This window comes from Xanthobacteraceae bacterium, assembly GCA_019454205.1.
GTDB lineage: Bacteria > Pseudomonadota > Alphaproteobacteria > Rhizobiales > Xanthobacteraceae.
On record CP075369.1, the window covers coordinates 883,965 to 898,615 of the forward strand.

14 protein-coding genes are annotated in these 14,651 nt (G+C 64.8%); all 14 read left to right on the forward strand.

Features of this window, described 5'->3' with window-relative positions; all coding sequences use genetic code 11:
* Positions 1-270 precede the first annotated feature (270 nt).
* The 14 genes from KF794_04295 to cadA all read left to right on the forward strand — a co-directional run bounded on the left by KF794_04295 (position 271) and on the right by cadA (position 14,622).
* Positions 271-624: a helix-turn-helix domain-containing protein gene (locus tag KF794_04295; GenBank protein ID QYK46586.1), complete on the forward strand. Its 354-nt coding sequence runs from the start codon at positions 271-273 to the stop codon at positions 622-624.
* Positions 625-669: 45 nt separating this feature from the next.
* Positions 670-1,446, forward strand: coding sequence for an ImmA/IrrE family metallo-endopeptidase (locus tag KF794_04300; GenBank protein QYK46587.1), 777 nt, complete (start codon positions 670-672; stop codon positions 1,444-1,446).
* A gap of 24 nt (positions 1,447-1,470) precedes the next feature.
* Positions 1,471-1,737, forward strand: coding sequence for a hypothetical protein (locus tag KF794_04305; GenBank protein ID QYK45923.1), 267 nt, complete (start codon positions 1,471-1,473; stop codon positions 1,735-1,737).
* Entirely contained in the window at positions 1,730-1,951 is a 222-nt protein-coding gene (locus KF794_04310; protein ID QYK45924.1) for a hypothetical protein, read from the forward strand. Before KF794_04305 ends, KF794_04310 begins: the two co-directional genes overlap by 8 nt.
* A gap of 138 nt (positions 1,952-2,089) precedes the next feature.
* On the forward strand, positions 2,090-2,323 hold the full coding sequence (locus KF794_04315; GenBank protein ID QYK45925.1) for a hypothetical protein: 234 nt from the start codon (positions 2,090-2,092) through the stop codon (positions 2,321-2,323).
* A complete protein-coding gene (locus KF794_04320) occupies positions 2,320-3,216 on the forward strand; it encodes a toprim domain-containing protein (GenBank protein ID QYK45926.1) in 897 nt (298 codons plus the stop codon). Before KF794_04315 ends, KF794_04320 begins: the two co-directional genes overlap by 4 nt.
* Positions 3,213-5,165 (forward strand): hypothetical protein, encoded by a 1,953-nt coding sequence (locus KF794_04325; GenBank protein QYK45927.1) that lies wholly within the window; start codon positions 3,213-3,215, stop codon positions 5,163-5,165. The genes KF794_04320 and KF794_04325 overlap by 4 nt, the downstream gene beginning before the upstream one ends.
* Positions 5,162-5,665, forward strand: a complete 504-nt coding sequence (locus tag KF794_04330; GenBank protein ID QYK45928.1) for a hypothetical protein — start codon at positions 5,162-5,164, stop codon at positions 5,663-5,665. The genes KF794_04325 and KF794_04330 overlap by 4 nt, the downstream gene beginning before the upstream one ends.
* The gene (locus KF794_04335) at positions 5,665-6,336 is read left to right on the forward strand and encodes a hypothetical protein (GenBank protein ID QYK45929.1); all 672 of its coding nucleotides are present in this window, start codon (positions 5,665-5,667) and stop codon (positions 6,334-6,336) included. The genes KF794_04330 and KF794_04335 overlap by 1 nt, the downstream gene beginning before the upstream one ends.
* Positions 6,337-6,659: 323 nt before the next feature.
* Positions 6,660-9,095 (forward strand): DEAD/DEAH box helicase family protein, encoded by a 2,436-nt coding sequence (locus KF794_04340; protein QYK45930.1) that lies wholly within the window; start codon positions 6,660-6,662, stop codon positions 9,093-9,095.
* A 3-nt stretch (positions 9,096-9,098) separates the two neighbouring features.
* Positions 9,099-10,556, forward strand: coding sequence for an SAM-dependent DNA methyltransferase (locus KF794_04345; protein QYK45931.1), 1,458 nt, complete (start codon positions 9,099-9,101; stop codon positions 10,554-10,556).
* Positions 10,553-12,265 (forward strand): restriction endonuclease subunit S, encoded by a 1,713-nt coding sequence (locus tag KF794_04350; GenBank protein ID QYK45932.1) that lies wholly within the window; start codon positions 10,553-10,555, stop codon positions 12,263-12,265. The genes KF794_04345 and KF794_04350 overlap by 4 nt, the downstream gene beginning before the upstream one ends.
* Positions 12,266-12,284: 19 nt before the next feature.
* A complete protein-coding gene (locus tag KF794_04355) occupies positions 12,285-12,737 on the forward strand; it encodes a tryptophan-rich sensory protein (protein ID QYK45933.1) in 453 nt (150 codons plus the stop codon).
* Between the two features lie 58 nt (positions 12,738-12,795).
* Positions 12,796-14,622: a cadmium-translocating P-type ATPase gene (cadA, locus tag KF794_04360; GenBank protein QYK45934.1), complete on the forward strand. Its 1,827-nt coding sequence runs from the start codon at positions 12,796-12,798 to the stop codon at positions 14,620-14,622.
* Positions 14,623-14,651 lie beyond the last annotated feature (29 nt).

Genomic DNA, 14,651 nt, shown 5'->3' on the forward strand with positions numbered 1-14,651 from the left:
GTTCGCAGCATGTCGCGCGTCCACTCGCGCGCCAAGCCCGCGCGGATGGATCTACGGTCAAATCCCGGAGAGGAAGCTGGTTGCCGTTCCTGAACACTTATAGAACCATGTGCCTCGCCCCGGAACCGGATTTCCGGCGCGTTCTCGAAGAAATCCGGGACGCTCGCCTGGCGGCGTGAATATCCGTGGACCGCTGTTTAGTCTTTGGTTGACAGCGCTTGGCGAATCGAGTGTAAAGTGACACCTAAACAGACGACGGAGCGCGAAACCATGAAGGCCGGGAGGGAGAAATTCGGGGCGTTCATCCGCCGCGAGCGGGAGGCGAAGGAAATCGGGCTAAGGGAGATGGCGAAGAAGATCGGGGTGAGCCCGACCTATCTGTCGAAGGTGGAGCGGGACGAGTTCCCGCCGCCGGCGGAAGACAAGGTGAGGAAGATCGCGGGGATCATCGGGCAGGACGCGGACGAGCTGCTGGCGCTGGCGGGCCGGGTCGCGTCCGAGTTGACCGACATCATTCGCGAGCGCCCTCGGGAAATGGCCGATTTCCTGCGGGCGGCGAAGGGGCTGACGGCCGACGATATGGCCCGCCTTGCGCGGCAGGCGCAGAGGGCGAAGGAAAAATAGGCGCGGCTGAAGCCCGTGCCCGATGCAGATGAGGATGAAACGCCGATGACCCTTCGAGTTCCTTACATGCCCGACGACGCTATCGAACGCGATGCCGAAGACCTGCTCGCGCAGTACGCCCACGCGAGGGGCGTCGTGATAAAGGCGCCGATCCCGATCGAGGACATCGTCGAGAAGCACCTCAAGCTCCGTGTCGAGTTCGACGATCTGCACCGGCTGCTTAACGTTCCGCGCAGCGGGCTCGGGCTCGACCCCGACCTCTTCGGCGCGATCTGGCTCGACACCGGCAGAATCGTCATCGACGAAAGCCTCGATCCAGAGGAGCGTCCTGCCATGGAGGGCCGTTACCGCTTCACCCTTGCGCACGAGGGCGGTGGACATTGGCGGTTGCATCGCGGTCTCGTCCGGTCCGACCGCGATCAGGAGGCGCTGTTCGCCGACGTTCCGAAGCCGACCGTCGTCTGCCGCTCCAGTCAGGCCAAGGAGCGGGTGGAGTGGCAGGCGGATTTCTATGCGTCTTGCCTGCTGATGCCGCGCCGCCTGGTGCACGCGGAATGGCAGGATCGCCTCGGCCGGACCACGCCGCTTCTGTTGTCAGACCTGCGCCCAAACGAAAAAGTCATGTTGCGCGCGGGGACGTTGATTCACGAACAAGGGCGAGGCGAAATCGAGGCGGTGGACGACGCACTTTTCGAGAGCGTCGCGGAGCCAATGGCACGCCGGTTCGGTGTCTCGCGCGCGGCCATGCGTATCCGGCTCGAAAAGCTCGGGCTGCTGCTTCGAGCCGAGCCGAAGCAACAATCGTTGAAGGGCGTGTTGTGAACCTTTTTTTGCGGAGATCGTCAAGTGTCAACTGAACAAGCGATCTGGCCGGACGAAGGACGGCACGCCGCGTTCGAAACCCGCGACTTCTATCTCGCCTGTTTCCTGCGCTGCGCCGGCTACGAGCTGCTCGACCTGCGGGCCGAGGGTCGGCGCAAGGTCTTCGTGTTTCAGGATCGGCCAAGCCGGCGCGACGACGTGATGGCGTTCTACGGCGACGCCGCCCGCGTTCGCCCGCAGGCATTCGCCGCTACCATCAAGGACATGAAAGGGCTGCTGCACAATGGCTGAGAATTTTCCCCGGTCCAATTGCGATGAAGCCGCCGGTCCTCAATTGCGCGAAGCGCTCGACCGGATTTCGCAGATTGTTCTCGATGGTCTCCGACACGGCCATTTCCGGTGCGCGATTTCCAGCGCTATCGGAAAGGGCAATCGGCGCGACCTCGTTGTTGAAGCCGGCAAAAGCCACAAGTTCACGATCCCGGCGGAGGAAGTGCCGCACTGAGGGCGGCTTAGACGGCGATCCCTGCGACGGGGACGCCGAAGATGCAGATCACTTTAGGTCCAGCGTTATCGGTGGGAATCCGAGACCGGAGGCCAGGAGCACGGAGCGGCAAGAAAAGCCGGCCGTGAGGTCTTCGGAATGAAACGTCTCGACGCTGCAAACGACAATGATGCGGGCAGGCAGATCGCCCGCACCCGGCAAGTCTGGCAACCACGCCTCGGCCGCGACCTCACCGACGAGGACGCCCGGCAGATCACCGAGAACGTGACCGGCTTCTTCGCCGTTCTTGCCGAGTGGTCACACGCCGAAAGGCGCGCGGCCAACGACAACCGGGCGCCCTCCAAGTCGCACGACTGCGAGGTGCGCCAATGACCGCTGAAAGCATCGCCAAGGCCCTCGGCGGGCGCAAGGCCGGCGCCGCCTGGATGGCGCGTTGTCCGGCGCATGACGACCGCACGCCGAGCCTCTCGATCGCCGACGCCGGCGACGGCAAGGTGCTCGTGCGATGCCATGCCGGATGCGATCAGCGCGACGTGATCGCCGCGCTTCGCGCGCGCGGCGCCTGGGACGCGGACGCGCGACAGCCGACCCGCTTTTCCCGCAAGCCCGATCGACCGCGGCCAGCCGAACCCGATTGCGATGCCATCAAGCGAACGGAAGCGGCGCTTGCCATTTGGCGCGGCTCGCAATCGGCCGAGGGGACGCCGGTGGAGACCTATCTCCGGTCGCGTGGTCTCACCGTTCCGATTCCTCCGTCGGTCCGCTTCCATGGCGGGCTGAAGCATCCTTGGGGCGGCGTGTGGCCGGCGATGGTGGCGCTGGTGACGCACGGCGATAACGGCAAACCGATCGGCATTCACCGCACCTTCCTTGCCCGCGACGGCAAGGGAAAGGCGCCGGTCGATCCGGTGAAGATGATGCTCGGGCCGTGCCGGGGCGGCGCGGTGCATCTCGCCGAACCGCACGATGTGCTGATGGTCGGCGAAGGCATCGAGACCTGCCTCACCGCCATGCAGGCAAGCGGCCGTCCGGCATGGTCGGCGCTTTCGGCATCGGGCCTTCGCACCCTCGACCTGCCGCGCGAGGTCCAAGAGGTGATCGTGCTGGCCGATGGCGATGAACCCGGCGAAGCGTCGGCGCGGGATTGCGCTTGGCGTTGGAAGCGGGAAGGCCGGCGTGTGCGTATTGCCCGCGCGCCGCAGGGTACGGACTTCAACGATCTGCTGATGCGTCCCGCACCTCGCATCAAGGAGGCCGCGCGATGAGCACGCTGGACAATGGCGACAATGACGATCCGATCTGCGCCGCCATCGATGCCGCCGAGGAAGTGCGCGACCCGCTCGAGAGCATCGTCGAACGGACGGGCACCGATCCCGGCGCCGCCTTCGCGCCAGACGTGCTCGAATGCCTTGCGACGCTCAAGCGGGACAACCGCGCCGCCTTCGAGGCGCTGCGGGCGCAATTAAAGAAGGCCGGATGCCGGGTGACGGTGCTCGATGATGCGATCGCCGAGGAAAGCGGCGAAACGGGCGGGCGCGGCCCGACGCAGGCCGACATCCTGATCGAACTCGCGCAGACCGCCGAACTGTTCCATGCGCCAGATGGCACCGGCTTCGCCGACCTCGACATCAACGGCCATCGCGAAACCTGGCCGATCCGCGCCAAGGGCTTCCGCCGCTGGCTTGCACGCCGTTTCTTCGAGGCGACGGGCGGGGCACCGAGTTCGGAGGCGCTGCAATCCGCGCTCAACGTGATCGAGGCGAAAGCGCATTTCGATGCGCCGGAACGGCAGGTCCATATCCGCATCGGCGGACTCGATGGCCGTCTCTATCTCGACCTCGGCGACGAGGTATGGCGGGCGGTAGAGATCGATGCCGCCGGCTGGCGCGTGATCGACAATCCGCCGGTGCGCTTCCGCCGCGCCGCCGGGATGCAGGGATTGCCGGCGCCGATTGCCGGCGGTTCGGTCGAGGCGCTGCGATCGTTCCTCAATGTCCGCTCCGGCGCCGATTTCGTGCTGGTGGTCGCCTGGGCACTGGCCTGCTTACGCAATCGCGGGCCTTATCCGGTGATCGTGCTGTCGGGCGAGCAGGGTTCGGCGAAGTCCACCTTTTCTGCGATCCTGCGGGCACTGCTAGATCCCAACACCGCGCCGCTGCGCGCCTTGCCGCGCGAGGATCGCGATCTGTTCATCGCCGCCAGCAACGGCCATGTGTTGGCCTTCGATAATGTGTCGGGCCTGCCGGCATGGATATCCGACACGCTATGCCGCCTTGCCACCGGTGGCGGCTTCGCGGTGCGCCAGCTCTATTCCGATCAGGATGAAGTGCTGTTCGACGCGGCCCGGCCGGTGATCCTCAATGGCATCGAGGACATCGTGACGCGGCCGGACCTCGCCGACCGCGCTCTGTTTCTCACGCTGGAGCCCATCCCGGAGGAACGCCGCCGGCCCGAGCAGGAATTGTGGGCGGCGTTCGACGCCGAACGCCCGCGTATCCTTGGCGCGCTGCTTGACGCGGTGGCGCAGGGTCTGGCGATGCTGCCGCAAACGCGGCTCGACAGGCTGCCGCGCATGGCGGATTTCGCGCTGTGGGCGACGGCCTGCGAGACAGCATTGTGGCCCGCCGGCACATTCTGGTCGGCCTATTGTGGCAATCGCGACGAGGCGGTGGACGGCGTGATCGACGCCGATCCGATCGCCGCCGCCGTGCGCGCTGTGATGACCACGCGGACGGAGTGGACGGGAACTGCCTCGGAGCTCCTGGGCGCCCTTGCCGAAATGGCGGGCGAGCGCGTCGCCAAGTCGAAGACCTGGCCCGATAGTCCTCGGGCGCTGGCGGGCCGCTTGCGCCGGGCCGCAACCTTCCTGCGCAAGGTCAGCATCGACATCGGCTTCGAGCGCGAAGGCCGTGCGCGGACGCGGATCATCCGCATCACCACCGGGCCATTATCCGCGTCAGAAACCGGAGGGGCGCGACCGTCCGCATCGTCCGCACCGTCCGCCAATCAGCCGAAGCTTATTCCCGCCAAGGGCTTTGCATCCCAAGGCTTGCAGACGGTCGGCGGCAATGCGGACGGTTCGAGGAGTGGCAACGGCCCGATCGTCCGCAGCAACCCGTTGAAATCCAACGGCGAGACCGATGCGGACGGTGCGGACGCAAATTGCCCGCCTCAATCCGCACCCGAAAACACGGGCTGGAGGGCGCGGCTATGAGCGCCGTCCAAGCCCTCAAGGCGGCCCGCAATGCCGGCGTTCGGATCGGCGTCGATGGCGATGCCCTCACGCTCGACGCCGACGCCGCGCCGGATGCCGCCGTGCTGGACCTGCTTTCGCGTCACAAGGCGGGCGTGATGGCGCTGCTGCGCACCGGCAACGACGGATGGTCGGGCGAGGACTGGTGGACGTTGTTCGACGAACGGGCGGCAATCGCCGAGTTTGAGGGCGGGCTGCCGCGCTCGTCAGCAGAGGCCCGCGCCTTCGAGTGCTGTGTGGTCGAATGGCTCAACCGCAATCCGGTGCGCTCGCCGTCCGGCCGCTGCCTGGGCTGTGGTGGAAGCGAACACGCTCACGACAAGCTGCTGCCGTTCGGCATCGAACCGACGGGACATGCCTGGCTGCATTCGCGCTGCTGGCCGGCATGGCACGCCGCGCGCAAAGCCGAGGCAATTGCCGCACTGGCGACGATGGGAATCGACCAACCGAGGGCACATTGATGACCGGAAAAAAGACTGCCAAGGAAAACAAGCCATCAACGGTGGTCGCCAACGATCCCGACGATCTGAAGGGAACGCTGAAGAACATCGGCGGCTCGCGTTCCGACCATTGGAACAACATTCTTGCCAATCAGGCCGTGCAGGCGCTGTGGCTGAAGAACTCAAGCCCGGAAGAACGTGACAAGCAATTGAGCGCCACGGTTGCGGCGCTGGTCGGCATCGGGCCGAAGGACGAGCTGGAAGGCATGATGGCGGCCCAACTGATCGCCGCCCACAACGCCGCGATGGAATGCTACCGCCGCGCCATGATCGGCGAACAGACCTTCGAGGGCCGGCGCGAGAACCTCGCCCAGGCCAATAAACTTTCCCGCAGCTTCGCCACGCTGCTCGAAGCCCTCAACCGCCACCGCGGCAAGGGCCAGCAGAAGGTCACGGTTGAGCACGTCCACGTCCATTCCGGTGGGCAAGCCATGGTGGGCGTGGTCGAGCCGGCGGGGGGTGGGGATCGCGCGAAATCAGAGGATCAACCCCATGCAAAAGCAATTGCCCATGCACCGCAGCCCACGATGCGGCGCGCGGACGCGGAACGGGAGCCGGTGCCGGTCGCCGGCGATGCCGAACGGTCGCTGCCGGCTGCACGGCGGCCTGTCGCCGGGCGCGCCGAAGGGTAACAGGAACGCGCTAAAGCACGGCCGCTATACCGCCGAGGCGGTCGCGAGCCGGCGCGAGGTCGCGGCGCTGATCCGCGCCATGAAAGGGCTCGCCGACGCAGCCGACGAGACGGATTAAACCCTCGGGCGACCGGGGGGGCGGCCATAGGTTCTTTCCGGCGCAATACGCATGCGGGCGGCAAAAGCGCGTCCCGCCGCCAGCGGCAGGGGTGCGAACCGGGTGCGCACCCCTGGGTTCGCGGGTTCGCACCCGGATGCAAACGGTGCGCATCCGTGCCAGTACTCAATTTTGACTTGAACGATTGAAGGATTCGCCCGCGACGATGGATAAACGGAGCCTCACCGAACGCGATATCTGCACGAAGTTCATCCTGCCGGCCGTCAAGCGCGCCGGCTGGGACGAGATGGTGCAGGTTCGGGAGGAGGTCTATTTCACCAAGGGTAGGATCATCGTGCGCGGCAAGCTGGTGACGCGCGGCAAGGCCAAGAAGGCCGACTTCGTTCTCTACTACAAGCCGAATATCCCGATCGCGCTGATCGAGGCCAAGGACAACACGCATGCGGTCGGCCACGGCATCCAGCAGGGCCTCGACTACGCCGCGACGCTGGATATCCCGTTCGTGTTTTCCTCGAACGGCGACGGCTTCGTGTTCCACGACCGCACCGGCCGGAGCGTCCCGATCGAAACCAATCTCGGGCTCGACGCCTTCCCGTCACCCGCCGATCTGTGGGCGCGCTATCGCGCCTGGAAGGGCCTCGACGCCGAAGCCGAACAGATCGTGCTTCAGGACTATTTTGACGACGGCAGCGGCAAGGCGCCGCGCTATTATCAGGTGAACGCCGTCAACGGCGCGATCGAGGCCATCGCCAAGGGCCGCGACCGCGTGCTGCTGGTGATGGCGACCGGCACCGGCAAGACCTACACCGCGTTTCAGATCATCTGGCGCCTGTGGAAGGCGGGCCGCAAGAAGCGAATCCTGTTCCTCGCCGACCGCAACGTGCTGATCGACCAGACGATGGTCAATGACTTCCGCCCGTTCGGCGCTGCGATGGCGAAGCTTTCGACAAATGCCAAGACGATCGAGCGGCAGGACGGCACCACGGTCGATCTGACGCTGGCGCTCGACCGGAAGCGGCGCATCGACACCGCCTTTGAGGTCTATCTCGGGCTCTATCAGGCGATCACCGGGCCGGAGGAGCGGCAGAAGCTCTATCGCGAGTTCTCGGCCGGCTTCTTCGACCTGATCGTGATCGACGAATGCCATCGCGGCAGCGCGGCCGAGGATTCGGCCTGGCGGGAAATCCTGACGCACTTTTCCGGCGCGACGCAGATCGGCCTCACCGCCACGCCGAAGGAAACCGAATACGTCTCCAACACCGATTATTTTGGCGAGCCGGTCTTCACCTATTCGCTGAAGCAGGGGATCAGCGACGGCTTCCTCGCGCCCTACAAGGTCATCAAGGTTCACATCGACCGCGACGTGGAAGGCTATCGCCCGGAACTCGGCCAGCTCGACCGCGACGGCAACGAGGTCGAGGACCGCATCTACAACACGAAGGATTTCGACCGGAACATCGTGCTCGATGACCGCACGGTGCTGACCGCCAAGAAGATCACCGAGTTCCTGAAGGAGAGCGGCGACCGCTTCCAGAAGACCATCGTGTTCTGCGTCGATGAGGAACACGCGGCGCGGATGCGGCAAGCGCTGGTCAACGAGAACGCCGACCTGGTCGCGGAAAACGCGCGCTATGTCATGCGCATCACCGGCAGCGACAAGGAAGGCCAGGACCAGCTCGGCAACTTCATCGACCCGGAATCGAAATATCCCGTGCTGGTGACAACCTCGCGGCTTCTCTCGACTGGCGTCGATGCGCAGACCTGCCAGCTGATCGTACTCGATCGCGCGGTAGGCTCGATGACCGAGTTCAAGCAGATCGTCGGGCGCGGCACGCGCGTCCACGAAGACACCAAGAAGTTCTTCTTCACGCTGATCGACTTTCGCGGCGCGACCAGCCATTTCGCCGACCCGGATTTCGACGGCGATCCGGTGCAGATTTACGAGCCGGGCGAAGGCGACCCGATCACGCCGCCCGACGACGCGGCGCAGGGCGACGACACCATCCCGCCGAAACCCGGCGACGACGAAACGGTGGTCGATCAGCCGGGCCTGCCGCTGCCGCCCGGTGGCCCGATCCGAAAGATTTATGTCGATGGCGTCGGCGCCCGCATCCTCGCCGAGCGCGTCGAATATCTCGACGAGAACGGCAAGCTCGTCACCGAATCCCTGCGCGACTTCACCAAGACGGCGCTGAAGAAGCGCTTCGCCAGCCTGGACGATTTCCTCAAGCGCTGGAAATCGGCGGAGCGCAAGCAGGCGATCATCGAGGAACTGGAAGCCGAGGGCCTGGCGCTCGACGCCGTGGCGGACGAACTCGGCAAGAACCTTGATCCCTTCGATCTGATTTGCCACGTCGCCTTCGACAAGAAGCCGCTCACCCGTCGCGAGCGGGCCGAGAACGTCAGGAAGCGCGACGTGTTCACCAAATACGGGCCGCAAGCCCGCGCCGTGCTCGATGCGCTGCTGGAGAAGTATCGCGACGAGGGCGTGCTCAATCTCGACGACGCCAACGTGCTGAAGGTGACGCCCTTCACCGCCATGGGCACGCCCTTGCAACTCATCAAGGCGTTCGGCGGCAAGGAGGGTTTCGAAAAGGCCGTCCACGAGATGCAGGACGCGCTCTATCAGGAGACCGCTTGAGCCATGATCGTCCGCACCACCGTCAAATCCATTCAGGACATCATGCGCCAGGACGTGGGCGTGGATGGCGATGCGCAGCGCATCAGTCAGCTCACCTGGCTGTTCTTCCTCAAGATCATCGACGATCAGGATCAGGAACTCGAAATCACCAAGGACGGCTATCGCTCGCCGATCCCCGAGCGTTTCCAGTGGCGCAACTGGGCGGCGGACCCGGAAGGCATCACCGGGCAAGCGTTGCTCGATTTCGTCAACGACGAGCTGTTTCCGGCGCTGAAGGGATTGCAGGTTTCCGCCAAGCCGGGCGACCGCCGCCGCGTGGTGCGCGACGTGTTCGAGGACGCCTACAACTACATGAAATCCGGCCAGTTGCTGCGGCAGGTGGTGAACAAGATCAATCAGGTCGATTTCAACAATCTCGACGAGCGGCGGCACTTCGGCGAGTTCTACGAGCAGTTGCTCAACGACCTGCAATCGGCCGGGAATGCCGGCGAGTACTATACGCCGCGCGCCGTGACCGCCTTCATGGTCGATCGCATCGATCCGCATCCCGGCGAAATCCTGTTCGATCCCGCCTGCGGCACGGGCGGGTTTCTCACCTGCGCCATCCGCCACATGGAAGCCAAGGGCTATGTCCGCACGCCGAAGCAGCGCGAGACCATGCAGGCGAGCCTGCGCGCGGTGGAGAAGAAGCAGCTTCCGCACATGCTGTGCGTCACCAACATGCTGTTGCACGGCATCGAGGACCCGAGCTTCGTCAAGCACGACAACACGCTGGCCCGGCCGCTGATTTCGTGGAGCAAGGACGAACGCGTCGATATCGTCGTCACCAATCCGCCCTTCGGCGGCAAGGAGGAGGACGGCATCGAGAACAATTTTCCGACCTTCCGCACCAAGGAAACCGCCGACTTGTTCCTGGCGCTGATCGTGCGGCTGCTCAAGACCGATGGCCGCGCCGCCGTGGTGCTGCCGGACGGCACGCTGTTCGGCGAGGGCGTCAAGACGCGGCTCAAGGAACATCTGATGGAGGAGTGCAACCTCCACACCATCGTTCGTTTGCCCAATTCGGTGTTCAAGCCCTATGCCTCGATCGGCACCAACCTGCTGTTCTTCGAGAAGGGCACGCCGACGCGCGACATCTGGTTCTATGAGCACCGCGTGCCCGAGGGCCAGAAAGCCTATTCGATGACCAGGCCGATCCGGCTGGAGCATTTTCAGGGCTGCATCGAGTGGTGGGGCGGCAAGGATCGGATTGGCCGCGAGGAGACGCCGCAGGCGTGGCGCGTCAAGGCCGAGGATGTGAAGGCGCGCGGCTACAATCTCGACATCAAGAACCCGCACGCGGTGGCGGACGATCACGGCGACCCGGAAACGCTGCTGAAAGACCTCGCACGCGCGGAAAAGGAGACGGCCACCTATCGCGATCAGTTGAAGGCGATCCTCGCCGAGGCGCTGGCCCGATGAATGCCGAACGCCTGCTGGCGCATTACGAGCAGATCGCCGACGCGCCCGACGCGATTGCGAGGCTGCGCCGTTTCATTCTCGATCTGGCCGTGCGCGGCAAGCTCGTGCCGCAGGACGCGGGCGACGAACCGGCGTCGGAACTGCTGAAGCGGATCGCGAAGGAAAAGGCGCGGCTCGTTAAGACCGGCGAAGCGCGAAGACTAGAAGTTGGCCCCGTTGGCCCCGCAGACGCACCATATTTAATCCCTTCGAACTGGAAATGGACCCGCCTCGGATCAATCGCTGATTGGGGTTCTGGCTCTACGCCACCGCGGGACAATTTGGATTTCTATGGTGGTGGCATCACCTGGCTGAAATCTGGCGAACTGAACGACAAGCGGGCCTTGGCTGGCTCCGAGGAAACTGTCACTCCGCTTGCGATTGAAAAGGGATCATTTCGCATAAACAATCCCGGCGACGTGCTAATCGCGATGTATGGCGCAACAATAGGCAAGGTAGCCATTTTGGCCGAAATTGCCGTCACAAATCAGGCGGTTTGCGGCTGCACCCCATTTGAGGGCATATCCAATCAGTTCCTGTTTTTGTTTCTGCTGTCACAGCGCAAGCAATTCCATTCGGCGAGCGAAGGCGGTGCACAACCAAACATTTCGAAAGTGAAAATTGTTTGGACGCCATTTCCTCTTCCACCCCTCGCCGAGCAACACCGCATCGTCGCCAAGGTCGATGAATTGATGGGCCTGTGCGACCGACTGGAGGCGGCGCGGGTGGACCGCGAGGCAACGCGCGACCGGCTGGCGGCGGCGAGCCTCGCCAGCCTCAACGCTCCCGATCCCGAAACATTCCAAGACGACGCCCGCTTCGCCCTCGACGCGCTGCCCGCCCTCACCACGCGCCCCGACCAGATCAAGCGCCTGCGCCAAACAATCCTCAACCTTGCCGTGCGGGGGAAGCTGGTGCCGCAGGACGCGAACGACGAGCCGGCGGCGGAATTGCTGAAGCGGATCGCGAAGGAAAAGGCGCGGCTGGTCAAGGCGGGGGAGATCAGGAAGCAAAAAGCGATCCCGGCTCAATCGGAAGCACCGTTCGCGATCCCGTCGAATTGGCGTTGGTCGCAGCTTGCCGAGATCGGAATTTTGAGCCCACGCAACGAAGCGCCCGATACGCTCGAAGCTTCCTTCGTGCCTATGCCGCTGATCGCTGTCGAGTACGGTGCGGCGAACCAGCACGAGGTTCGCCGATGGGGCGAGATCAAAAAGGGATACACACACTTTACCGAGGGTGACGTTGGCCTGGCCAAGATCACGCCGTGCTTCGAGAACGGCAAATCGACCGTGTTCCGAAAGCTGACTGGCGGAATCGGCGCCGGCACGACCGAGTTGCATATTGTCCGCCCGCTGTTCGTCGATCAGGATTACATTCTGCTGTTCCTCAAGAGCCCGCATTTCATCGAAGCCGGCATCCCGAAGATGACGGGCACGGCCGGCCAGAAGCGCGTGCCAACCGAGTATTTCGCCCATTCGCCCTTTCCTCTCCCGCCGCTTGCCGAACAGCACCGCATCGTCGCCAAGGTCGATGAACTGATGGGTCTGTGCGGCCGGCTCGAAGCGAGCCTCACCGCCACCGCCGCCACAAGCCGCCGCCTGCTCGACGCGCTGCTCGCCGAGGCGCTGGCGCCGGCCGAGGATCGCGAATTGGAGGCGGCGGAATGATGGAAGGAAACCCCAGGCCATGAACCGCTATGTCTCGCTGATCCTGTTCCTCGTACTCGTGCTCGGCGGCGGCCTCGCGCTCGGCGGGCTGACCGTGCCGGGCGGCTGGTATGCCGGGCTCGTCAAGCCGTCCTTCAACCCGCCCGCCTGGCTGTTCGGGCCGGTGTGGACGGTGCTCTATGTCCTTATCGCCATCGCCGGCTGGCGTGTCTGGCAGCGCGACCGTTCCGGCTGGCCGATGAAGCTGTGGTGGGCGCAGATGGCGCTGAACTTCCTGTGGACGCCGGTGTTCTTCGGCGCTCACCAACTCGGGCTCGCGCTCGTCGTCATCCTGCTGATGCTCGCCGCCATTCTCGCCTTCATCGCCGCCGCGTGGCGGCTGGATCGCGGAGCGGCGTGGTTGTTCGTGCCCTACGCCGCCTGGGTGGCGTTCGCCTCGCTGCTGAACGGCTCGATCTGGATGTTGAACTGAGGTGGCGGAGACCCGAGCAACAGATGCAGAGCGCGTTCAGCCACGATTGACCCTTGGAGTGGCCTATCGGCGCTTTGCGCCGCGCGTGCTCGTCGGAATCGCGCTGCTCGGCCTCGCGCTCGGCGGCTGGTTCTGGTGGCGTGGCGAAGCCCGATCATCCCATCTCGCCTGGACGCTCGGGACCCTTCCGGTTCTGCTCGCCCTGTTCGGCCAGATCATCGCATCGTTGCGCCGCGGCGATGTCGGGCTCGATGTCGTTGCGGCGCTGTCGATGTCTGCGGCACTCGTCTTCGGGGAAAGCCTCGCCGGCAACGTCGTCGCGTTGATGTATGCGGGCGGCCAGTTGCTCGAATCCTTCGCGGAAGGACGGGCGCGCCGCGAAATGACGGCTCTGCTTGGCCGCGTCGCCTTCACCGCCATGCGCTATCGCGACCATACCCTCGAAGAAGTGCCGATCGCGAACATTCGCCAGGGCGACCGGCTGCTGGTCCGGCAGGGCGATGTCGTTCCGGTGGATGGCCACGTCGCCGGTGGCGTCGCGGTGCTCGATCTTTCGGCGCTGACCGGCGAGTCGATCCCCAAGAGCCTTTCGCCCGGCGGCGAAGTGATGAGCGGCTCTACGCTTGTTGGCGCCGCCTTCGACCTGATCGCCAGCCGACCCGCCGCCGAAAGCACGTATGCGGGGATCGTTCGCCTCGTCGAGGCGGCGCAAGCCAGCAAGTCGCCGATGGCGCGGCTCGCCGATCGCTACGCGATGTGGTTCCTGGCGCTCACGGTGTCGCTGGCGGGTGCCGCATGGCTCCTCAGCGATGATCCGATCCGCGCCTTGGCCGTGCTCGTCGTCGCGACGCCATGCCCGCTGATCCTTGCCGTCCCCGTCGCCATCATCTCGGGAATTTCACGAACCGCGAAATTGGGAGCGCTGGTGAAGGATGGCGCTGCCCTTGAAGCGCTGGCGCATGTGCGAACGGCGATCCTGGACAAGACGGGAACGGTGACACAGGGGCGCCCCACGATCACCAACATCAGAACGGGCGAAGGGTTCACCGAGCATGACGTGCTCGGCCTCGCCGCGAGCCTCGATCAGGCGTCGGCGCACGTCATGGCGACATCGCTCATTCAGGCGGCGACCGACGCCGGCCTTACGCTTCTGCCCCCCTCGAACATCGCCGAACTTCCCGGCAAGGGCATCGAGGGAACGGTGGGCGGGCGGCGCGTCGCGATTGGTGGCGACACCTATGTGCGCAATCGAAGCACCAGCGCCCATGCGATGCTCCATGAGATGGAGGATCATGACGGCGTGCAGTTCGTGGCGGTGGCCGTCGATGGCGCGGTCGCGGGCGTCATCCTGCTTCAGGATCAGTTGCGCGAGGATGCGCGCGCTACGCTCGATGCGCTCCGGGCGGCGGGAATTGAGCGGATCGTGCTGGCGTCAGGGGATATGGACCGCATCGCCCAAACGGTCGGTCGGTCCCTTGGCGTTGACGAAATCCTTGGTGATCTGACACCGGAAGGCAAAGTGATCGCGGTCCGTCGCGAAGCGGCAACGCGGCCCGTCATGATGGTGGGCGACGGCGTCAACGATGCGCCAGCGCTTGCCACCGCCGAGGTTGGCGTTGCCTTGGGCGCGCGCGGCGCGGCTGCGTCTTCCGAAGCCGCAAGCGTCGTGCTTCTGGTGGATGAACTCTATCCGCTCGCCACGGCGCTCAATATTGCCCGGCGAACGCGCGCCATCGCCCTTCAAAGCGTGTTCATTGGCTTGGGGCTTTCCATCGCAGGTATGATCGTCGCGGCGTTCGGCTATTTGCCGCCCGTGCAGGGCGCTCTTTTTCAGGAAGCGATCGACGTGGCCGTGATACTGAACGCCCTTCGGGCCTTGCGATAGTCGGGACAGCTTCGCGATCGGTCCGGTTC